General features: G+C 34.2%; 16 protein-coding genes. 5 read left to right on the top strand and 11 right to left on the bottom strand.

The annotated features are described in order from the left end of the window. Positions 1–351: 351 nt before the first annotated feature. Positions 352–1,020: an FAD-binding oxidoreductase gene (locus BUA99_RS12720; protein ID WP_072992982.1), complete on the bottom strand. Its 669-nt coding sequence runs from the start codon at positions 1,018–1,020 to the stop codon at positions 352–354. Between the two features lie 31 nt (positions 1,021–1,051). Next, a complete protein-coding gene (locus tag BUA99_RS12725) occupies positions 1,052–1,273 on the bottom strand; it encodes a hypothetical protein (RefSeq protein WP_072992985.1) in 222 nt (73 codons plus the stop codon). An 856-nt stretch (positions 1,274–2,129) separates the two neighbouring features. On the opposite strand from BUA99_RS12725, the gene BUA99_RS12730 reads away from it, so the two are divergent. The 5 genes from BUA99_RS12730 (at position 2,130) to hsdR (ending at position 7,597) form a co-directional block, all read left to right on the top strand. Continuing rightward, positions 2,130–3,584 carry a class I SAM-dependent DNA methyltransferase gene (locus BUA99_RS12730; RefSeq protein WP_072992988.1) on the top strand — a complete coding sequence of 485 codons (1,455 nt, stop codon included), beginning with the start codon at positions 2,130–2,132 and terminating at the stop codon, positions 3,582–3,584. Beyond that, a complete protein-coding gene (locus BUA99_RS12735) occupies positions 3,581–4,081 on the top strand; it encodes a restriction endonuclease subunit S (protein ID WP_072992991.1) in 501 nt (166 codons plus the stop codon). Before BUA99_RS12730 ends, BUA99_RS12735 begins: the two co-directional genes overlap by 4 nt. Before the next feature lie 70 nt (positions 4,082–4,151). Next, entirely contained in the window at positions 4,152–4,784 is a 633-nt protein-coding gene (locus BUA99_RS12740; protein WP_072992993.1) for a restriction endonuclease subunit S, read from the top strand. A gap of 1 nt (position 4,785) precedes the next feature. Next, complete coding sequence (locus BUA99_RS12745) at positions 4,786–5,244, top strand: hypothetical protein (protein WP_072992995.1); 459 nt, start codon at positions 4,786–4,788, stop codon at positions 5,242–5,244. A gap of 22 nt (positions 5,245–5,266) precedes the next feature. Next, complete coding sequence (hsdR, locus tag BUA99_RS12750) at positions 5,267–7,597, top strand: EcoAI/FtnUII family type I restriction enzme subunit R (protein ID WP_072992998.1); 2,331 nt, start codon at positions 5,267–5,269, stop codon at positions 7,595–7,597. A gap of 993 nt (positions 7,598–8,590) precedes the next feature. Here the strand turns inward: hsdR and nagB are convergent. The 9 genes from nagB to BUA99_RS12795 form a co-directional block, all read right to left on the bottom strand. Continuing rightward, positions 8,591–10,528 carry a glucosamine-6-phosphate deaminase gene (nagB, locus tag BUA99_RS12755; RefSeq protein WP_072993001.1) on the bottom strand — a complete coding sequence of 646 codons (1,938 nt, stop codon included), beginning with the start codon at positions 10,526–10,528 and terminating at the stop codon, positions 8,591–8,593. A gap of 76 nt (positions 10,529–10,604) precedes the next feature. Then, positions 10,605–11,729 carry an N-acetylglucosamine-6-phosphate deacetylase gene (gene nagA / locus BUA99_RS12760; RefSeq protein WP_072993004.1) on the bottom strand — a complete coding sequence of 375 codons (1,125 nt, stop codon included), beginning with the start codon at positions 11,727–11,729 and terminating at the stop codon, positions 10,605–10,607. Between the two features lie 72 nt (positions 11,730–11,801). Next, positions 11,802–14,993, bottom strand: a complete 3,192-nt coding sequence (locus BUA99_RS12765; RefSeq protein WP_084673553.1) for a LamG-like jellyroll fold domain-containing protein — start codon at positions 14,991–14,993, stop codon at positions 11,802–11,804. A gap of 93 nt (positions 14,994–15,086) precedes the next feature. After that, the gene (locus BUA99_RS12770; protein ID WP_072993009.1) at positions 15,087–16,274 is read right to left on the bottom strand and encodes an AGE family epimerase/isomerase; all 1,188 of its coding nucleotides are present in this window, start codon (positions 16,272–16,274) and stop codon (positions 15,087–15,089) included. Positions 16,275–16,427: 153 nt separating this feature from the next. Then, complete coding sequence (locus BUA99_RS12775) at positions 16,428–18,191, bottom strand: GDSL-type esterase/lipase family protein (RefSeq protein WP_072993012.1); 1,764 nt, start codon at positions 18,189–18,191, stop codon at positions 16,428–16,430. A gap of 148 nt (positions 18,192–18,339) precedes the next feature. Then, positions 18,340–19,584: an MFS transporter gene (locus BUA99_RS12780; protein WP_072993014.1), complete on the bottom strand. Its 1,245-nt coding sequence runs from the start codon at positions 19,582–19,584 to the stop codon at positions 18,340–18,342. Positions 19,585–19,653: 69 nt separating this feature from the next. Then, positions 19,654–20,829 carry a kelch repeat-containing protein gene (locus BUA99_RS12785; protein ID WP_072993016.1) on the bottom strand — a complete coding sequence of 392 codons (1,176 nt, stop codon included), beginning with the start codon at positions 20,827–20,829 and terminating at the stop codon, positions 19,654–19,656. A 225-nt stretch (positions 20,830–21,054) separates the two neighbouring features. Next, positions 21,055–21,975, bottom strand: coding sequence for a dihydrodipicolinate synthase family protein (locus BUA99_RS12790; protein WP_072993019.1), 921 nt, complete (start codon positions 21,973–21,975; stop codon positions 21,055–21,057). 73 nt (positions 21,976–22,048) lie between these two features. Beyond that, entirely contained in the window at positions 22,049–23,506 is a 1,458-nt protein-coding gene (locus BUA99_RS12795) for a RagB/SusD family nutrient uptake outer membrane protein (protein ID WP_084673554.1), read from the bottom strand. Positions 23,507–23,517 lie beyond the last annotated feature (11 nt).

Consider the following 23,517-nt stretch of genomic DNA (forward strand, 5'->3'; position numbering starts at 1 on the left):
TTTTTTTCATAATATGTGTTGATAATTACTAAATAAATTACAGTCGAAATCTCCAAAAGATCAAAGAAGCAGACAAAACCTGAAATTTTGTGCACCATCGTAATTTAGATTACTAAATATATATTTTCTTTGGAGATGTTAAAACTTATTATCGAAATAGCAAAAGAATTGACCTTTTGAGAAGGAATATTTTCTTTTAATGAAAGTTATTACTTTTTCTTTTTTTAAAACTAATTTGGTAAAAGAAGATTCGTATCCGACAGATGATTTTATCAAGAAGTTTTTTTAAAGTTTATAGTAGATAAAGAAAGTAAAACAAAAAGGTGTGTTGTTTCTGATGAATTTTACTCATTAACTCTCAAAAACCACCGCATCGGTTTTGGCTCCTAATTTGGTTAGTGCCTCTGAAATGGCAGTTACGAATTTCGGTGGGCCACATACGTAAAAATGCTGTTTAAAATTGTCTATTTTTTCTTTGAGAAAAGCATAGTCAATTCTTCCTTCTTCATACCCTTCTTTATTTTCATCAGTAAGTGTGTTGATAAAATTATCACCAAGCATATTTCTCAATTCTTCATCAAGAATTATATCGGCTTCGGTTTTATTGGTAAAAATTAGTTTGTTATTAGCAATTTTGTTGTCAGCTTGCAACTTTCTCAATATGGCAATAAAAGGTGTAATACCAGCACCTCCAGCAATAAACACGCCTTCCCCTTTATATTCAATTGCACCCCAAACATCACGAATAATTAATTCATCATCTTGTTTTAACTTTCCAAGTTCTTTTGTAACCCCGTTGTGACTATCATAAATTTTAATTGTAAACTCCAGATTTTTATCATCATTTAAACTGGTAAACGTAAAAGGTCGTTTTTCATCTTTTAGTTTTGCGGTGTTTATAGAAACATCAGTTGCCTGTCCAGCTATAAACTTGAAACCATCTGGTTTCTCAATTGTAAAACGTTTTACATCGTGAGTTACTACTTCAACTGAAATTATCTTTACTATATGATTTTTCATTATTTTTATTTAGCAAGAATTAATGCTGTAACTATGAACTAGGTCGTCCTTTTAATCGAATATCAATTCTTTTTTTCTTAACGGTTAATCTTTTCATTAAGTCCATTATGGTAGCGTCTTTTGTCTCCGCATAAATTTTGTTGAGTTCCAGTACAAGTCGTTTTGCTTCTCTTGAAGCTATTACTCTGTCACTATTACTCATATTACTCATTTTGGCATTTTCAAATAATTCTGCCTCTTCTACAATTCCCATATCTTTTATTTTTCTGATAATAATTTTATTAATTCTCCTATTTATAATTTCTTGGTCGCAAGTAAATATATGTTAAATATTTTGTTACTTCAGTTTTTGACTAACTATTTATTATTGTCATTTTAGATCTTTAACATCAGTTAAAAAAACAATTCTGCTTTTTGTAAAAAAATACTCATTATATCTATCAAATGGACGAACAAATTTGCAAGATACATCACCCATTGAATTCTTATGCTTTGATTGAGATCTTTGAATTTATATCATAATTTATAGTCTATTTTCTGCTTTTTGCTTTGCTTTTTGTCTTTGAAATATATTATGTTTTAAAATAAAATTCTTTATCAAAGCAAAACTTTATCTTACTAACTAATTTACTTCTAAAATAAGCTCATAATTATTAAATGATTTTTTTTAAATCAAAATTCTAATTCGTAATAATTGTGAATAATTCCATATTTACAAAACTTTAATTTAAAATTGTAGCTCTAAAGCTATTTGTAATGTAAATCTATTTCGTCATTCAATTCAACACGTGAAGGTAATTAATATTAATTATTTGGCACTTATACAATTCATAAAATTTTCTATATAATTCGAAGGTTAATAATGAAATATTGTAAACTGTTGGCCACTGAGGAGAATAAATTGAATTCCAAAAGTTTGTTAGCGATAAATTGATCGTATTATCTAGCCTAAGTTTTTGATTCTTTTTTTTTAAATGTGGTTTTCCGTAAACAATTTTAATAATGTAGTGGTACCATTGCTAAGTAAGAATATGCACCAAATTTCATTTTGATTATTTGCTTACCAATCAAAAACTGTTATCTTTAAAAATTAAATTTTATACAATACAATGTTCGAACAGACTTTTAAGAATATAGATGATATCCTGCACAAAGACGCAGGTTGTGGGAGTGAATTAGATTATGTAGAACAAACCTCATGGGTGTTGTTCCTGAAGTACTTAGATGATTTAGAGAAAGACAAAGCTACAGCTGCAGAACTTACAGGCAAGGCTTATACTAATATTATAGCACCAGAATTTCAGTGGAGTGTTTGGGCATCCCCGAAAGATAGCGAAGGTAAATTAGACCATCATACTGCCTTAACTGGCGATGATCTTGCTGATTTCGTAAATGTGGAACTTTTCCCTTACCTAAAGAAGTTCAAAAAAGAGGCCGAAAATGCAGATACTATTGAATATAAAATAGGCGAGATTTTTAGTGAACTGAAAAACCGCATTCAATCTGGTTATAATTTACGAGAAGTAATTAACCGCATTGATGAGTTACGTTTTAGAACCCATGCTGAGAAGCACGAAATGAGTCACCTTTATGAAGGGAAGATTAAAAATATGGGGAACGCGGGTCGTAATGGTGGAGAATACTACACACCACGACCTTTGATTACAACAATCATTAAAGTGGTGAACCCAAAAATAGGCGAAACAGTGTATGATGGCGCAGTGGGTTCTGCAGGATTCCTGTGTGAGGCATTTGACTATCTTAAAAACAGTAAATCACTTACTACTAAGGAAACAGAAATACTCCAGAAAAAAACCTTTTACGGGAAAGAGAAAAAATCCTTGGCATACATCATAGGGATTATGAACATGATTTTTCATGGTGTTGAAACTCCTAACATCATTCATACCAACACACTTGCCGAAAATTTAGCCGACATACAAGAAAAAGACCGTTATGACGTAGTACTGGCCAATCCTCCTTTTGGAGGTAAAGAACGTGCCGAAGTACAACAAAACTTCCCTATTAAAACAAGTGAAACTGCTTCACTGTTCATGCAGCACTTTGTGAAGATATTAAAAGCAGGAGGTAAAGCAGGTGTAGTGATCAAGAACACTTTCTTGAGTAATACAGATAACGCTAGTATTGCCTTACGTAAGCTCTTGTTAGAGAACTGCAACCTGCACACCGTATTAGATTTACCAGGAGGAACCTTTACAGGAGCAGGAGTGAAGACAGTAGTGTTGTTTTTTGAAAAAGGAAAGCCAACGCAAAACGTATGGTTCTACCAACTCAACTTAGATAGAAATTTAGGAAAAACCAACCCGCTGAATGAAAAAGATTTAGCCGATTTTGTAAACTTACAAAAAACCTTTGCCGAAAGTGAAAACTCTTGGAGCCTTGCGGTGAAAGACATTGACCAAAACACTTTTGACCTAAGTGCTAAAAATCCAAATAAAAAAGAAGAAGCTGCCTTGCGTAAACCAAAGGAAATTTTAACCGCAATGAAAGCGTTGGATGAAGAAACTGCTGATATTTTAAATTCAATTTTTGAACTGATATGAAACAAGGTTGGGAAATAAAAAAATTAAAGGAAATTGCTGAATATTTTAATGGCTTGACATATTCGCCAAAGAATGTTACTGATAAGGGTACAATCGTATTACGGTCCTCTAACGTGCAAAATGATGAGTTGGATTTTTCAGATATAGTTCGTGTGAACGCGAATGTGAAAGAAAAATTATTTGTATTAGAAGGTGATATTTTAATGTGTAGTCGGAATGGAAGTCAACGACTTGTTGGGAAAACAGCGCCAATTTTGAATTTACGTGAGCCAATGACTTTTGGCACTTTTATGATGATAATCAGAAGTGAATTCAACCCTCTATTGTTGTGGTTTTTTAAAACAGACGAATTTAAGAAGCAAATTAGTGGAGGGGAAAACACAATGATTAATCAAGTAACAAGATATATGCTTGATGATATTGAAGTCCCGTTACCTCCACTCCAAGAACAACAACGCATAGTAGCAATAATTAGACGAAGCCTTTACTGCCATTGACCAAGCAAAAGCCAATGCTCAACAGAACCATAAAAACGCAAAGGAGCTTTTTGAGAGTTATTTGCAAGGGGTGTTTGAGACTGGGAACTGGGAAACAAAAACAATTCAAGAAGTAACAAAAGTTATCAATGGTTATGCTTTTGCTAGCAAGGATTTCAAATCAACAAACACTATCAAATCAATAAAAATCACAAATGTTGGAGTAAAAAAGTTTGTCGAGAGTGTAGATAATTATTTGCCTGAAAAATTCAAAGATACTTTAAAAGAAGTTCAAGTAAAGGACGGAAATATTGTAATAGCTTTAACGAGAACAATTATTTCAGGAGGTTTAAAAGTTGCTGTTGTTCCAGAAAGTTATGATGGAGCATTAGTCAATCAACGTGTTGCCGCATTAGTTCCAAATGAAAAAATTATTAACCAAAGATATTTGTATAATTTCCTAACAACAGATGGAGTTGCTAAATATGTTTTGGCTCACGTTAATACTTTAATGCAACCAAATCTTTCAATTCATGACTTAAAAAATTTAGCTGTTCCTTGTCCTTCTCTACAAGAACAACAATCCATCGTGAAAAAATTAGACGCCTTAAATGCTGAAACTGCTAAACTAGAAACGATCTATCAACAAAAAATACACGATTTAGAAGAGTTTAAGAAGAGTGTGTTGCAAAAGGCGTTTGCTGGGGAGCTGAAAACTAAATAATATGAAGAAAACAGAATTTCAAATGCTTTTAGGTCTCTGTTATATTCACCGTAAAGCGATTGTCAAAGAAGTCATTGAAAATATAATAAGTCTTGATGACAAGAATATGCTGTTGGCAGGAGAAGATTCGGGCTTACAAAATGTTTGGGAGGAAATTTGTGTGCAAGTACAGGATGATTATTCATTTCATTGCGATGCTTATGAAAGCACAATAGAGAATTGTATCAACACAAGTCTTACAAGGCAACCAAAGGAAGTTATTGATCTAATTCTTTACGTAGGTAATATTGATGGTGATGAAGATGATCAAAACTATTTTTTGGAAGATATAGTAGAAGAAATAAAAACAGAAGTTTTGTTAGAGGCAGAATACTATCAAAATCAAAATATCACTAATTTTTTAGAACAAGATTTTGAGGAAGATGAAGAAGATGAAGAAGATGAAGAAGATGAAGAGTAAGTTAATTTTATAATCTAATACAATGAACGAAGCGGAAACTAGAGCCGAATTAATAGATCCCAAGCTTAAGGCTTGTGGTTGGGGAGTTGTTGAAGGTTCTAAAATCCTTCGTGAATACAATATTACTGCTGGTAAAATCCAAACTGGGGGCATAAGAGGCAAGAAAATAATTGCTGATTATGTCTTAGTTTATAAAGGAATCAAACTCGCTGTAGTAGAAGCAAAAAGTAATGATCTAGGTGTAGGCGAAGGTGTAGCTCAAGCCAAACAATATGCTGAAAAACTAAAGTTAGACACTACGTATTCCACTAATGGAATTGAAATTTACAGCATCTGTATGAAAACAGGCGCAGAAGGTTTAGTAGAGAATTACCTTTCTCCTGAAGAACTTTGGGAAAAAACTTTTGCAGTTCAAAACTACTGGAGAGAAGAGTTTGCTTCTATTCCTTTTGAAGATAAAAGTGGTTCATGGCAATTGAGATACTATCAAGAAATTGCAGTCAACAGAACTTTAGAAGCATTAGCCAACAATAAAGAACGGATTTTATTAACCCTTGCTACAGGAACAGGAAAAACCGCCATTGCTTTTCAAATCGCTTGGAAATTATTTCAAACACGTTGGAACTTAAAACGAGATGGGAAACGCAGACCAAGAATATTGTTTCTTGCTGATAGAAACATTCTAGCAGATCAAGCTTTTAACTCCTTTTCATCCTTTCCAGAAGATGCGCTGGTACGTATTAAACCAAGTGAAATAAAAAAGAAAGGCATCGTTCCCACCAATGGAAGCATTTTCTTTACCATCTTTCAAACCTTTATGAGTGGTACGGATGCTTATGGCAATCCTGCGCCTAATTTTGGTGCTTATCCTCCTGACTATTTTGATTTCATAATTATTGATGAGTGTCATCGTGGTGGTGCAAACGACGAAGGAAACTGGAGAGGAATTTTAGATTATTTTGCACCTGCGGTACAATTAGGTTTAACTGCTACGCCGAAGCGAAAAGACAATGTGGACACCTACAAGTACTTTGGAGAACCAGTTTACATCTATTCACTCAAGGAAGGCATAAACGATGGCTTTTTAACACCATTTAAAGTAAAAAGAATAAAAACCACCTTAGACGATTACATCTACACAAGTGACGACCAAATTGTAGAAGGCGAAATAGAAGAAGGTAAATTATACACGGAACCTGATTTTAACAAAATCATTGAAATAAAATCTAGAGAAGCAAAAAGAGTCCAAATCTACATGGATGAAGCTAATCAGAGTGAAAAAGCAATTATTTTCTGCGCTACACAAGATCATGCAGCGGCGGTTAGAGATTTAGTGAACCAAAATAAAAAGAACAAAGACACGAATTACTGCGTTAGAGTAACCGCTAACGATAGAGAAATAGGAGAACAGTTTTTGAGGGAATTTCAAGACAACGAAAAGACATTACCTACTGTACTAACCACTTCACAAAAGCTTTCAACAGGAGTAGATGCAAGAAACATTAGGAACATTGTGCTAATGCGTCCTGTGAATTCCATGATAGAATTTAAGCAAATTGTAGGACGAGGAACACGACTATTTGATGGAAAAGACTTTTTTACTATTTACGATTTTGTCGATGCGTATCATCACTTTGCTGATCCAGAATGGGATGGTGAACCATTGGAGCTAGAAGAACCTTCTGTTAGAGAACCACGACCACCTTATCCTGATAAAGAACCTAAAGAGGATGAAGAAGGCGGCGAACCTAAAGAAAAGCGCAAAAAAATTAAAATTAAACTGCGTGATGGCAAGGAAAGAGAAATTCAGCACATGATTGCTACTTCTTTTTGGAGTGCAGATGGAAAACCAATTTCAGCAGAAGATTTCTTGAATAATCTTTTTGGTGAGTTACCAAAACTTTTCACAAGCGAAGAAGAATTGAGAACGATTTGGAGTAATCCAACCACTAGAAAAGTACTTTTAGAAAAACTGGATGAAGCAGGTTTTGGAAAAGAGGAATTGAGCACACTTCAAAAACTTATTGATGCAGAGAAAAGTGACTTGTTTGATGTACTAGAATACGTTTTTAATAGCGACATAAAGCCAATGACTAGAGAAGAACGAGTAGCTGCGGCACAAGCCACTATTTTTGCTATTCTAAACGACCAACAAAAAGAGTTTATTGCTTTTGTGCTAAGTAAATACATTGAGACAGGTGTAGAAGAACTGGATCAAGACAAGTTGCCGTTCTTACTCACAAATAAATATCAATCTTTAGAGGACGCAAAAGCAGTACTGGGTGAAGTTTCAAATATAAGTTCGCTCTTTATAGAATTTCAGAAACATCTTTATTTACAAAAAGTGGGTTAAAATTTTAAGAATTTGAAACTACGTCAAACAAAAAAAATATAAAGTTTTGCAGTCACAAAGATCATTATAACGGGATCAGTATGGACAGCAATAGTAGCAATGCTTTTTATGAGTATTGATTTGGTTAATCTACATTTCAAAAGTAGAATTGGCAGATAAACAAACCTATTTTCAAAACAATGAATTTAGTTTAAAAAAGATTAATTGCATTATCGCTGATCGAAACTATGTAACTCCGTTTCTTTTATCACATATCATTGAAAACAAAACAAAAGATCGTAAAATAAAAATAAATGTACCCGTTAAGTGTAGTTAGTTTTTGAAGGTGATTTTTCGTCAGTTCGAGTATTTTTCAATAGAAAAATGTATCGAGAACAAGAAAAATTTTATTAAAAACGGTTCACGATACATTTTTTATTCCGTTTTACTCCACAAAAAATACTCGAACTGACGTTTTGAATACTTACACCCAACGGGTTAAATGTATAAAAGGATAGAAGGATTGTCAATCCAATAAAAATTAAATAAAATACTATAGATTGGTTTCAAGAATATTTTGCAATTTTGAATAGTTAAAGATCTAGCAATAATAAATTATTCGGACAGGAAATACTACGTATTACAAAATCTCCTATTGTAAAAAAATAAATCCCCGTAAACACTATAGTTTCGGGGATTTTTTATGGAAAAATAAATATTTTATAACTCTCTATATCAATTAAAATCAATTACATAAATTATAATAGGATAATTAAAATTACCCCCTCTTTTATCGAAATGTATTCTATCAATTTGTGGTTAGTAAACATAAAAAATAGTGCAGATTTATTACAATTTTTGAGGGTAAACTACAGTAAAGACCAAACATGTAAATAAAGCGATTATTGAATAAATGATTAACCTACTAAAATTCAAAATTTGATGAGGTTAAATGCAGTTACTAGCCAATACTTAAAGGACCAACCTATTCAATCTATGAGCTCGTAAACCTATTTAATATTCAAAACGTTTAAAAGCTTCAATTGCTTCATATTCGGCCAGACCTAGATCATCATATAGTTTAGCAGTATTCTTGTTGCGATCTTCTGCTCTTACCCAAAATTCCCTAGAGTCATTTCCTTGAAACATTACTCTATCTTTTTGTGACTGATGATACAAAATGGCGTGTCTTTTTAATAAGACTTCATCTGGACTTAATGGCACTGCCATATCAATTTCATGAATGTCCCATTCATGCCAAGCGCCTCTATATAACCATAACCAGCAATCATTCATGTAAGGTTCTGATTTCAATTGAGCCATTGCGGCAAATATGGCATTCAAGCATACTTCATGAGTACCATGTGGATCAGCTAAGTCTCCGGCGGCAAAAACCTGATGCGGTTTTATTTTAGAGATGATGTCTTTCACTATTGCTATATCAGTTGATCCCAGTGGATTTTTCTGTACCAACCCAGTTTCATAAAAAGGAAGATCTAAAAAATGTGTATTTTCATCTTTCAATCCAATGTATCTTGTAGCCGCGTAAGACTCACGTCTGCGTATAAGTCCTTTTAGTTTACGAACCTCTGCAGAATCAATTTCACCTTGTTTTTTAGCATTTATAAAGCTGATTACTGATGTAAAATTGATTTCACTTGTTGACTTATCCATAAAATCATTGCAAACTTCGGCAAATTTTAAGGCTTCATCATCTGTAACAGCTATATTTCCTGACGTTTGATATACAACATGAACCTCATGGCCTTGTTTAATTAATTTGGCAAATGTACCTCCCATAGAAATCACATCATCATCTGGATGGGGACTGAATAGAATGATTCTTTTCTTGGCTGGGTTAGCTCTTTCTGGTCTATTGGAATCATCTGTGTTTGGTTTTCCACCAGGCCATCCTGTTATGGTATGTTGTAATACATTAAACATATTAATATTCAAATCATAAGCTGAAGTTCCAGAAGCTAAAAGATCCGACATTCCATTGTTGTTGTAATCACGATCAGTTAATTTTAAGATCGACTGATTTGTATTTTGGCAAAGCCAAACAATTGCTTTACTTTTCAATTCTTGAGTCCAAATACATTCTCCAACCAACCATGGAGTTTTAAACCTTGTTAATTCTGAGGAAGCAGATTGGTCTAGAACGAAAGTGGTATTAGTATGATTTTGTAAAAAAGTGGCAGGAATTTCCGAGCTTACATCTCCTTGGATAGTTCTTTTTATTATATCGGCTTTATTTTGGCCCCAAGCCATCAAAACAATTCTTTTAGATCTCAAGATTGTAGAGACCCCCATTGTAATCGCTCTTTTAGGTACATTACCTATACCGTTAAAATCACCAGATGCATCTACTTTTGTAATGTGATCTAAGGTAATAATTCTCGTACCAGAATTGATATGTGAGCCAGGCTCATTAAAACCTACATGCCCTGTGCGACCAATTCCCAGCAATTGAAAATCAAGTCCTCCAGCATTGATGATTTTTTTCTCATAGTCTAAACAATATTGATTCAATTCTTGGATAGAAATAGTACCATCAGGAATGTTTATATTGTCTGGGTTAATATCTATATGATTAAAAAGATGTTGATGCATAAAATAGTAATAACTTTGATTACTTTCTTTTGGCATTGGATAGTACTCATCTAAATTAAAAGTTATTACGTTCTTAAAACTTAGTCCTTCTTCTTTATGCATTCGGACTAATTCATTATATACTTTTATAGGAGAGGACCCTGTAGCCAAACCAAGAACACAGGATTTGTTTTCCTTTTGTCTTGATTTAATTAACAAAGCTATTTCTTGAGCAACAATTATAGAAGCTTCTGCTGAATTTTTAAAAATTGCATTATGAATTTTTTCAAATCTAGTTTCTTCAAATTTGCCAGGACTCTTATAACTAATGTCTGATTTTATTTCTAATGTGGTAGTCATTGTGTTGTTTATTTGAATTATTTATATAATTTTTTAATATTGCTTTTAGGCGTTCAATAATACTCCTAAATATATTTTAATTTGCATTAAATTTCAACGTTTCAATTACTGATAAATCATCGTTGAACTGAACAAAACTAGCAGGAAATCCAGGTTTTATTTTTCCAATTTTATCTTTCATATTGATTGCACTAGCAACCCTCGAAGTGGCCATTTTAATTGCTTCGTCAGCTGTTACATTCAAATGTTTATAAGCATTTTGAACTGCCTCCTTCATTGAAATACTGGAGCCTGCTAAATTGCCTTCGTCGTTTCTATAGATCCCGTTTTTTAGGTGTGCATTGAAATTATCCCATTTGAAATTAGAGACTTTTCGCCCTAAAAAAGTGGCATCACTAATTAAGAAAAATTTATCTTTCTTTAATTTATAAGCCAGCCTTGCAGCGGCATAGTTACAATGAACGCCATCTAAAATAATTGGAGTGTAAACGGACTCGTTTTCAAATGACGCACCTACTAAACCGGGTTCTCGGTGACTAAATTGTGTCATGGCGTTGAATAGATGGGTAACTAGTTTGATTCCTTTCGAAAAGTAATATTGCGCTTGATCGTAGGTCATGTTTGAATGTCCTGCCGAAATGACAATGCCGCTTTCTAACAACATGTCTAATTGATCCTCGGTGAAACATTCGGGAGCAATAGTTATTATTTTTATAATATCTTTTCCATATCGAATGATTTCTTCTAATTCAGTATTCGATGGCTTTCGAACTTGGTTAATACTATGTGCACCACGTTTTAAAGGATTTAAAAAAGGCCCTTCTAAATGCATACCCAATACTCCGTTTTTATGTTTTTCTATATAATTACGGATAGCTTCAATTCCTTGATGAATTGTTTCGTTTGAGGATGAAATTAAACAAGGTAAAGTGTGGTAAGTTCCATGTTTTAGACTCGAATCATGAATGTCCTGAATGGTTTCCTCGTTAGGAGATTGACTGAAATAAAATCGCTCTCCGCCATTTATTTGAATATCAATAAAACCGGCTGCAAGATGCTTGCCTTTTAGATCAATTGTGGGAATATCATGTGGTACTTCTTTTTGAACCGAAAGGATAATGCCGTTTTTAATAATGACAACACTATTAGTTATCATTTCATCTCCGGTATGGACTGTTCCGTTTACAATTGCTTGTTTCATTGCTAAAGTTTTTATTTAGTAAATGAATTAACAGCTCTCTGTTTTGTTAGAGAGCTATTAATTTAAACTTTCTTAGTTTTTGATGATCTTACGGGTTAGTGTTGTTTTTGTATCACTTATCTCTATTATGTAAATCCCATTGAGTTGATTTGCTAGGGACAAAACTTTACTTTTTTCATTTTTGTTAAGAGTCAATTTTTGAATGACTTTACCTGATAGATTTACTATTTTAATGTTTACTAAGTCAGTCGCATTAGTAACACTGATTGTAAATAAATCATCAGTAGGGTTGGGGTTAACTTGTGCTTTTAACACTTTATCATTTTCAACATTAAAATTATTTTTAGTTGATAAAGTAGGGCTCTGAACAAATGTATCAGCTCCATTTGTCAACCAGTTTAAACTGAAACGCACAAAATACATTTGATAAGTGGAGTTTTCTCCATTCTCATAGTAAATTCCCAATGTTCCATCATTCAAAACTGTTAAACCTGAATAAGCAGATGAACCTGAAAAAATTGTTTTCTTAACGGGCCAAGTTCCGCCCTCATCAGTACTCATTAATACTGAAACGTTACTTCTGTTGCCTGCAGATGGTATGCTATGCAGTAATCTATTTTTGTTGTAGCCATCTAAAGTTGAAGTATAACGAATGAAATCTCCATTACAGTTAGGATCCGTCATATCCGTTTGATTGTAAGCAGTTCCCCAAGTTAAGCCTTTATCTGTAGAAACATTAAACCTTCTTTTTCCTGAATTACGGATACTCATCATTAAATTTCCGTTATTTAGTTCTACAATCTTCGCTTCGTCTCCCCCTGCTTCAGCTATTCCTGTTGATGGAGTCCAAGTGTTTCCGCCATCTACGCTGGACATAGAATAATTGTTTAATGCACCACCTGTTTCACGAACTACAAGTGCAGCAACAATACGCCCATCACGCAATTGATGCGCTTGTCCAGCTGCAATAAATACGCCTAACCAATTTTGAGTGATCGGATTGGTACAAGAAGCACCATAAATTTGATTTGTTATATCTACTGGAGTTTCCCAACTTATTCCATTATCAGAACTTCTAACAGTTAATATTCTAATTGGATCTGCGGGTGTAGAACTAAAAAGTCCTTTATTTGCAGCTAAAAAACATATTAAATCACCACTAGCCTTATCCATAACTATCGCAGCGTCACCGGCACCATTTGGTCCACCAAAATTGGCGATAACAACTGGAGCTGACCATGTTTTTCCATTATCAGTACTACGACGTACCACAGGATCAATCTTAGCAGCTAAGTCGCCTGCACCATTCCATCTTTTATCAGTTACGGTTACTAATGATCCATCAGCCGCTGTTATAATCGCTGGAATACGATAGTTTTTTGAACCGGCATCACCTGGTGTAAACAACAAGGTATTGGCTAACAAAATCACACGTTCACCGGCTACAGTATTAACAGCTATTGTATATGTTGAAGCATTTGCAACAATAGATTCGCAAGTTGCATCTAATAAATTTCCTTCTGCTGCTCCGGAAGAAACGTCATAAGTTATCCAAAAGTAATTATCTCCTGACACTAACGATTGAGAGCCATTAACAACTAAGTTTCCGGTAGCAGGTGTAATACTTCCAAATAGAGTAGCCGTTGCAGCATCAAAAATAGCAGTAGCTCCGCTTGAATAGACTTTAATATTTGTTACGTCAGCAACATTAGTAGTACCATTCATGGTAAAATTTAATTTACTTACGGTAAGTGGATTAAGAGCTCCGTTTGCAGAAACTTTTACAGCAATAATTCGTTGGTTTGCATCTCCCATACCCGTTGGAAGTTGAGTTTGAATTAAGGAAACAGTATTGATTTGCATCGTGTTTGTTTCAGCAATTACTTTTGCTCCTCCATAAAGAGTCCCTGGATGATTTCGGCCTGAAATATCTGGAACAGTAATTCCACTTACATTTTCAAAGTCCCACGCAGCTAATAAATTTGCTTCATTACCTGTTATTATCGCAGTCTTGTCTGCTAATACTTCTGCTGCGGTCATGGCTTTATTCCAAAAACGAATATCATCCAGACTAACGTTCATAAAAGAGGCAAAATTGCTAAGTGTTCCAAATAATAAATCACCCTCGTTAGAAACGGTACTCGAAGCGCTTATGTTTGCAGTAGTTATCGTTTGTTCTAATATTCCATCTACATAAATTTTACAAGTCGTGGTAGGTACATCAATAACCATTGCTAGATGGCGCCAAACTCCATTAGAAATGTTTGTTGTTCCATAAGGCGGACCTGCCGCACCTAAACTAGTGGTTAGATTTACACCAAATTGTCCGTTTGGCGAAGAGTTATTAATAAACTCATAACCAACTCCAGCTCCGTTTGGTCGTTTGCTTAAAATGCGTTTAGAAAAATCAGTTGTTTTTATTTTACAACTAATGGTAAAATTTTGTCCAGCAGCAATATCAAAGTCAGCGTGATTTATAACTGACATATAGTCATTTACACCATCTAATGTTAAAATAGTAGGAAAAGCATTTGGGGTTGTAGGAGAACCAACCAAAGTTCCAGGGTGGCTGTTCCCAGAAACGTCTGGCACTATAGTTCCGGTAATATTCTCAAAGTCCCAAGCAGCCAGAAGATCTGTTGTTGCACCTATTATATTACTAGTCATGTCTGCTACTAATTCGGTTGGTGTCATTGCTTTATTCCAAATACGAACATTATCAATTTGACCTGCCCATTTAAAAGTATTGGTACTAGTTGAAGTAGCACCAACAATGAAGTTTAATGTATTGGAAAAATCCGAAGTTGTTGCAAATGTTTTTCCAGTGTTTACGAGAACGCCATCTACATAGCCGTAAATTGTTCTATTACTGCTAGCATCTAAGACCATTGCAATATGATGCCATGTACCATCAGCAATAGAATTAGTTGCATAACCAGCAGTACTAATACTACTAGGAGTTCCCGTTCCTTGAGCATTTATCGCAAATTTTCCAGCATTCCCTCCATTTCCAGTCCAAAACTCATAGCCATTTCCGGAAGCACCGTTTCTTTTTGCAAAAATACGGGGAGTACCAGCTACGGTTGTGGTTTTTATCCAACAGCTAATGGTTTTATTTTGGCTTAGGCCAAAATCTAAGTCACTATGATGGGCTACAGACATAAATGTGTTTACTCCATCGAGATTCAAAACCTTGCCACTTTGAGCGAGCATTGAGGCTCCATAAATCATAAACGTGCAAATAAAAATTGTAATTTTTTTCATTTTTATATAATTTTCGGTTGTTAATATTTAGTAATCCATACTCAAAAATATAATTATGGTGTGCAAAATGACTGTTAATTTGTCTGACAAATACTAATTTTCTTCTAAATGTTCATTAAGTAATGTCATGCAATACCATTCTTGTCTTGGCAAATGGAAAGGGCCCTTAAATAGATTTCCTTTTGCTGTTTGAGCTATACTACCATCTCTATGTAAATATCCAAACCATTCTCCGTTTTCTTTATCATGAAACTTCTCATAGGAATAATCATGAACCATTTTATGCCATTTAGCATATTTCTCATCACCAGTTAGGGTGAAGGCAAGAAGTGTAGCTATAATTGCTTCATTATGTGGCCACCAAAACTTCATATCTTGCCAGTATTCCTGCACAGGCTTGCCATATACATCACGGAAATATAAAATTCCGCCATACTCTTTGTCCCATCCTCGTTCCCACATATAATCAAGCATTTTACAACCTAAAGCAATTAAACGTGGGTCGTTGTTTCTGTATTTTGCTTCATGCAATATAAACCAAGCTCCTTCAATTGCATGTCCAGGATTTAAAGTACGTCCATCAATGTGATCTACTATTGATCCATCTGGTGCAACTTGCTCCATAACACATTGAATGTCATCTTTAACAAAATAGGTTTCAATTTCATTAATCCATTTATCAATCCATTCATTACAACGAGGGTCGCCAATATTTTCTCTTAACTGTTGCGCGGTGTTTATCATTATCATCGGTACTCCAATCCCTTTTAATGGACGAGTAGCAGTAAATTTTGCTTGTAATAACCCAGGTGTTTTTGAGTATTCGATGCATTTTTCAAATAATTGACGTGCATTATGAGCAATACTGTTATCTCCAGTAGCTTTGGCATAAGCTGACATGGCGATAACCGCAAATGTTTCAGAGAAGAAGTAACGTCGCTTGCGTATAGGTTTCCCATCGCGAGTTACATGAAAAAACATTTGTCCATCAGCGTCAAAGCAATGATTATTTAAAAAATCGATTCCTGACTTGGCATTATCTAACCACTCTTGTTTAGGTTCAATTGTATTATAAAGAGTTGATAAAAGCCACGCAGCACGACCTTGAATCCAAACGGCTTTATCATCATCTATTAAGTCTCCCTCTTGGTCTCGCATTAATAAGTACCCTCCAAACTCGGTATCCACAGAACGAGGGAACCAAAATGGAACGGTATCATTTAATAACTGATTTTGATAAAAATCTTTAAGCTCTTTTAAGTCTTTTTTTGAATAACCCATTTGTTTTTTTTATAATCCGTATTTAATTTTAAATAGCGGTGTAGTTTTATTTTTTATGTCCTGAGCATCCCTTGAGATGCTTTCTTTTTAATTGATTTCTAATTTGAAAGGTGAGGGGCCATTGGCAGTAACTCGTTTTCCATAAGTATAGCGTCAAGCTAAAAAAGCCAATCGCTCTGCTACTTCTTTTTTTCTAATCTGATGAACGTTAATAGAATCGTCATTATCCATACTTACGAGCATACCACTCTTAGGAATTATCTTTTGCAGTCTGTTCTGTGCATCCCTAAGGGCAGGCCAGGAGGGACGATCAATTCCTGATAATTGTATGTAGTAAAAAGGGAAATCAGTCTTCCATGCCTTACGCCAGTTTTTAACCAAAAGGGGTAAAAGATGTTGACATAATTCAATATTATGAGTATTGCTTTCGCTTTGATACCGGATCACGCCTTTGATAGGGAATTTGGTAAAATCATCAACTCCAGCTTCATAATTATAACAAGGATCACATGAATGACGTTGTTTTAAATTTATATCATTTTTTAAATTTGTTTCAGCACGCTCTATAACCCATGGCATTATGAAATCTGATTTGCGCCAGTTAGTCAATAAATCAACAGCTTTATCGTCGTGTTCTAGTGTGTATCGATCGATCCAAGATTCTATTGGCGAACCTCCTACAGTAACTTCGATCAAACTATTTGGTACATTTTCGTCATGTGCATTTTTTTTTCCAAAATTATAGGCAATTGCCAAAAATTCCTTTGCGTTTGTCGACTCGCATATTGTCCAATTTCCTGAAAATAATTTTAATTGATTCGTTTTTGATAATGTAGTTGAGTCCCAAACTGTATTATCAGTTTTACGTAAATTTCTATAATTAAACAGGTGAATCGTGGTGTTTTTTATAGTCTTTTTAACTTCTGAATTTCCGTCTTTGGAGTTTTGCCGTTGAAAAGCCATATTAAATTGTCCAGAACAAAACCATTCATCACCAATGAGAATATTTTTTAATATGATAGTTTTTTCCTTCGATTGGATTCTTATATCATAAGGACCTCCGTGCGACATTGCAGGAAAGGGAACTTTCCATTTTCTATATTTATCAGTAATGGCGTTTTTTTTTTGTTGATTAAAAGTAATTTCTACTTGAGTTCTACCATTGGCACTGCCAGAGATTACCATCGGCTGATTGCGTTGCAAAACCATATTATCTGTAAAGGCGGTTGGTAGTTTTAAACCACCAAAATCTTGCGTAACATTTTGATTAACGGTCTTCGCCGAAATTGCTGTACCTTCTTTTGTAGGATGCAAGGCAGCTGGAAAAAGATCAGGGCGTGAATATAAATTTTCGTATATGTCAATCAAGCCCACTCGATTTGCTTTAGCAATATTTGTTGTAGGAGTTTTAATTTGCCAATACCAATCTCTTATTCCCGATTTGAAACGAGGGAGCTCGTTAAAAATAGGCGTCATGCTGCAGATGTAGATTTTAACAGCTGGATTCCGATTTTTTAATATATCTAATAACCAGCTGTAATCAGCATCAAACTCCTCCTTGAAATTGGACCAGTTTCTAGGATCGGTATCATTCAATCCTAAATGAATAATAGCAATATCTGGATTAAATGCAATAGCATCAGTAAACTCCTTTGTTTTATAATACGGTTTATATCTATTTTTTAAAAGCATAGCGCCACTATTTCCAAAATTTTTAACGTCATATTTCTCTCCCATCAAGGACTGAAGTTCCGATGGATATGATTCTAAATCAGAATTATCATAGAGATATCCCGCAGTAGCGGAATCACCAATACAAGCTATTTTTATAGCCTCTTTTTGTGCCAGTAACCTCTGCCCGAAACAGATGATAGTGATACAAGAAAGTAAAAACTGATTTATATTAAATCGTTTCATAGTGCGCGATTAACCTTTGCAAGGTTTTAAATGTCTATCAGATGAGGCAAAATTTATAATTTTGCCTCAAACGATAGCTCTAACCAAACCAAAAAATAATGAAATTCATTTATTAATTCTAAATGCCTATTTGAATTTTCTTTAAATATTAGACATCTACATAATCATTTGCGGTTGGACGTAGAAAACTAATTTGAACTATTAATGCGACTAAAACGATACCCGCCATTAATGCAAATCCACTTCCTAAAGTGCCGCTATCTGAATATTTACCTAGTAATGAGGTGACTAAAGCTCCGCAACCTACTCCAACCATGTTGAGAATTCCGTAAGCCGTAGCTCTATATTTAGAAGAAACAAACTGACAAAGAATTGGCATATTGTTAGCATCAAACATTCCGTAACCAATTCCAAAACAAAGTGCCGCTCCTACCACATTAAATAAAGAGTGACCAAAACCAAGTAGCAGTAACGCAGGAATAGTTAATCCTAAACCAATAGCACTAGTATAAACTCTTCCTTTAATATTTTTTTGTACCCATCGATCTGATAAAATACCTCCAAAAATAACTCCAATAAATGCCGAAACAGAAATTGTAATCGTAGCCAGAGGTCCAGCTTGTTCCATTGGAATATTTAAGTTTTGAGAAAACAAAGTAGGAAGCCAGTTTTTAGTAGCCCATCCTGGTAAACTTGGAATAGCAAAATAGAATAAGATAATCCAAAAAGACATATTGGTAAATAAAACACTTAAACCTTTAAGTACTGATTCTCTTTCTTTTTTAGGCGTAGTAAGAGCAGTTTTAATTTCTGATTCAGGATGTTTAAATTCTTTTAATAAAAACACTAAAACAATAGCGTATACAATTCCAATAAGTCCAAAATAATGAAAAGTAGTATGCCAAGAAAAGGACGCCGCAATTGTAGCGCCAAAACCTCCAATTGCAGAACCCATATACAGTCCTGTCATATGAATACCTATAGCAAGAGATCTCGTTTTTTTCTGGTGGTAATCAGCAATAAGTGATAAGCCAGCAGGAATATACAAGGCTTCGCTAACTCCCATTATCGCTCTTAACCAGTATAATTGATTGTAACTGTTCGCATATCCCATAGCATAAGTTACTGCTGACCAAACAAAAAGACTGCCAACAATAAGCCATTTTCGATTCATCTTATCAGCAATAATTCCTGATATAGGACTCATTAAAGCGTAAATCCAAAGAAATATAGCCATCAATCGACCAAAATTCTCGCCAGATAGTAATTCTGGAATATCAGTTTCCATTGACGGACGCATGGTAGCTAACATTTGTCTATCCATATAATTTAGTAAGGCCACAATCCATAGTAAGGCCACAACAACCCAAGGATAATATTTTGATTCTTTCATAAATATGCTTTATTTTTAAGTTTTTGCAGCGCAGAGTTAGCCAAGAAACTTTGAGTGCAACTAAACTATTTATTTTTTAATTGTACCTAACATTACATTGGGAGTCCTAATACCGGGTTTTATTTCTCCATTTGACAAAATTATTTTTTTATCCCATAGTACTGCTGGAGTAGTAACTTGTGGTAAAAATGGCAATTCGCCAATTTTTGTCCATTTGTTTACTAGTGTATTGTATAGTAAAATTCCGTTATAAAATCCCGGATGATTGGTCACTAATTTATTTTTCTTAGCGATAAGTTCTGCTTTTAGTTCAGCCGATTCAGCTTGCGCAATTTGGGATAAAAACGTTTCTATTTGATGAAAAATAGCACCGTCGTCTCCACCAACAATTAACAAAGAATGCGATCCGAAAGCAACGCCAGCTCCCGCCGAAAAATTCATACTATTTTCTCCATCTGAAATAGTAGCGGCACTTTCCCAACTTTGCTTTTTAACATCAAAAACAAAAGTAGTATTATGTAAATCACTTATTCCTGAAGCCGTTTTTGTTCTTCCGCCTATTACATAAATGTTTATTCCGTTCTTTCCTTTTTGTGCAATTACTACCGCATTGGCTAAAGCCAAAGGCAATTTTGGTAAGGTTTGCCATTCTGGATTTGCTTCACTTAAATCTAGACTTGCAAAAAAATCAGAAGATTTAGTTGCTTCATCACCGCCTACTGCATATACAACATTACCAATATGTGTTAGTGAAATATTTGCAACAGCTAAAGGAAAATTAGGTAAGGGATTTGTCTCTACTTGTTTTTTAGCAGCGTTCCAGGTTAATAAATACGCTTTATTAGAAAGTCCATTCTCATTTTCTCCACCTATGTAAACCACGCCTAAATCTGTAGAAGTAGAACCACAATAAGCGATAGGTTCTACCAGTTCACTCTTTACAGCTGCATTCCAAGTAAATTGATCCTTGCATTTATCTAAAACATGAATCGTTTTTGAATAGCTTTTTTTTCCACCTTCCCAAGGCATTTTATCTTGAAAATTAGCACCGCCAGTTACAATCAAAACATCATTTATAATACCATTGATAGCTCCTGCAAAACCTAATGAAAGACTACCGTCTGGATTTTTCAATTGCGCAGCAGTATTCCAATCTATAAGATTCACTTCTTTTTTTTGAGAAAATGCATCAGTTGTTGACATAATTAAGGATATAAATAAAAGTGAAAAAATAGATTTGATCATCGTTGTTATTTTAAAATAAAACGTGCTTTTTAATTATTTGTACTATATTGTTGTTAAAACTTAACAGTAGATTTAAAGAAAACTGTCATAAATTTCTAACTCGAACGCTGGCGAACTGGCGCAGTAAATTCACAAAATTATAAAGTGAAAATAGCCGCTTTTGTTTTTCTCAATCAATGAAAATTTTGAAATTTGTGTAGAATTTTTTAGACTAAATAATTACAATTATTTTGATTTGTATTCATTAAAGTTTAAACTTGCTACATCTTCTTTGAATAGTTCAAATTGATCCGCACTCATATTTTTTACAGGTAATCTGAATTTTCCTAAATCAAATCCAACTATTTTCATGTACACTTTACCAACTGAGATTCCGCCATACTTACCTAATAAACGAATCATATCAATTGATTTTTGTTGTAAAACACGTGCTCTAACTAAATCATTAGCATTGAAAGCATCGATTAAATCATAGTATAATGGAGCCGCATAATTAAATGTACTTCCCACAGCACCTTTGGCACCTAATACTAATGCTGATAACATATTTTCATCACGTCCCCACAGCATATCGTACTTACCATCAGCGTATGTCATACAACTTTGATAATCCATAAAATCTTCATGTGTATACTTTACACCAGCAAAATTAGGAAGTTTACCGTCTAATGCTCTCACTAAATCAAACATTGGAAAACTTACACCAGTTAAAACAGGAATGTGATAATAATAAACGGGCATATTAGGTACTTCTTTACCAACTTCGATACATACTTGAGCAAGCATATCAACGTTTGCAGGTTTAAAATAAAAAGGCCCAGTCAGTGAAACAGCGTATAAACCTATTTCGTAAGCATGCTTAGCCAATTCAATACAATCTGCTAGACAAGTTCCTGCAAGAAATGCCATTACTTTAAAATCAGAATCATGATTACTACAATCTGCCCAAGCTTGAGCAACTGCTTTCTTTTCGGCCATAGTAGTAGAAACGCCTTCTCCAGTAGAGCCATTGATAAAAGCACCCGTTACTCCGTTTTTCTTTAAAAAAGAATAATAACCTGAAATTAGACTAACATCTAATTTTCCATTTGAATCGAAAGGGGTAAACGGTGCTGAGATGAGTCCTTGTAAGTGTTGAATTTTCATGGTGTCTTTTTTTATTATTTGATAAGCCGGAAATTTTTAATTTTTTCCGGCTAAGTATTTAAGTTCAGAAATTTTATGGATTCTGAGTAATTTTAGGATTGAAGTTAATGGTATTTTGAGAGATAGGAAATAATATTTTTTTACCAGCCATTGAAGGTACATTGGCTGTTTTTCCAAAACGAACTAAATCCCACCATGCTTTTCCTTCAAATGCTAATTCATGCAAACGCTCTCTTAAAATAACAGCATCGTTAGCGGTTTGAGAACCATTTGTAAAGGATGCAGTTGCATCGGCTCTTTGCATTACTAGATTCATTTCAGTCGTTGGATCTTGATTCAGCGCATTTTTAATTTCTGCTTTCATTAGCAAGATATCAGCCCAACGGTAAATGATAATATCGCTTACAAAACGTCTAGTAGTTCCGTCAACAGTTCCGTTGTATTTTACAAGTCCTGTAACAACATTAGCTGTATTGGCAGTATTTCGTAAGGTTAAGAAAGTTGCATCTTTTCTAGAATCGGTGGTTGCGTAATTAAAACGTGTAATATCTGGTTGAACTCTTGAGATTCCGGCATTACCTGCACCAACACCTAATGTTCCAAATAGTGCAGTTGCTGCGGCAGTTGTAGCTCCAGCATAGTCAAGAGGGCCAACAAACATAAATGAATTCCAATTGTCCGATATATTTGAGGGAACATCTGCGACGGAGTACCTTACAGCAAAAAGTACTTCGGCATTTGCTTTATTGGAGTAAGCAAAAACATCTTTAAAATTAGACAATAATGCTGGACCAGCAGGAATTGCATTGATTGCTGTTAAAGCAGTGGTTAAATCCGTTGTTCCACCTCCTAATTGTTTTGCCGTCCATAAATTTACGTCAGCTTTTAATGCATAAGTTGAGGCTAGTGATAATTGTACTTTATTATTAGTAACATCCGGAAAGTTAGCAATTGCTAAATCGATATCTGATTTAATAAAAGTAAATGTTTCTGCAATTGTATTTCTAGGAACAATATATTCGGACTGATTTGTATTTTCGGTTGGAGTAGTAACGATTGGAACTCCGCCCCAAGAACGAGCCATTGTAAAATAAGCAAGAGCACGCATAGCATAAGCTTGAGCTAAATATCTCTTTTGATCATTTACAGTCGTTGGGCTAAATTGGATAGTTGGGACATATTTCAGAATTAAATTTGCTTGATTTACTACTGTATACAAACCAGCCCAGTCTACGTCAATATTTTGAGCTGTGAGATTATTGTTGTAATAATTTGCTAAACCTAATGGAGATTGTAAACCAATTGTGACTTCAGCACTTCTAGCTCCTCCCAGCAAATAATAATTTTGCTGCGTTTGAGTTCTAAAGTTAAAGTACATTCCGTTTACAGCTGCTTTTGCATCATCTTCCGTTTTCCAAAAACTAGCAGAAGTAATCACACTGTCTGATTTTAGATCTAAATCATTTGAACAAGAACTAAATATGGTTAGTCCGGTTATTAGAATCGTATATAAAAGAATTTTATTTTTCATGATATTTATTA

Origin of the sequence: Flavobacterium segetis, assembly GCF_900129575.1 — a bacterium.
GTDB classification, from domain to species: domain Bacteria; phylum Bacteroidota; class Bacteroidia; order Flavobacteriales; family Flavobacteriaceae; genus Flavobacterium; species Flavobacterium segetis.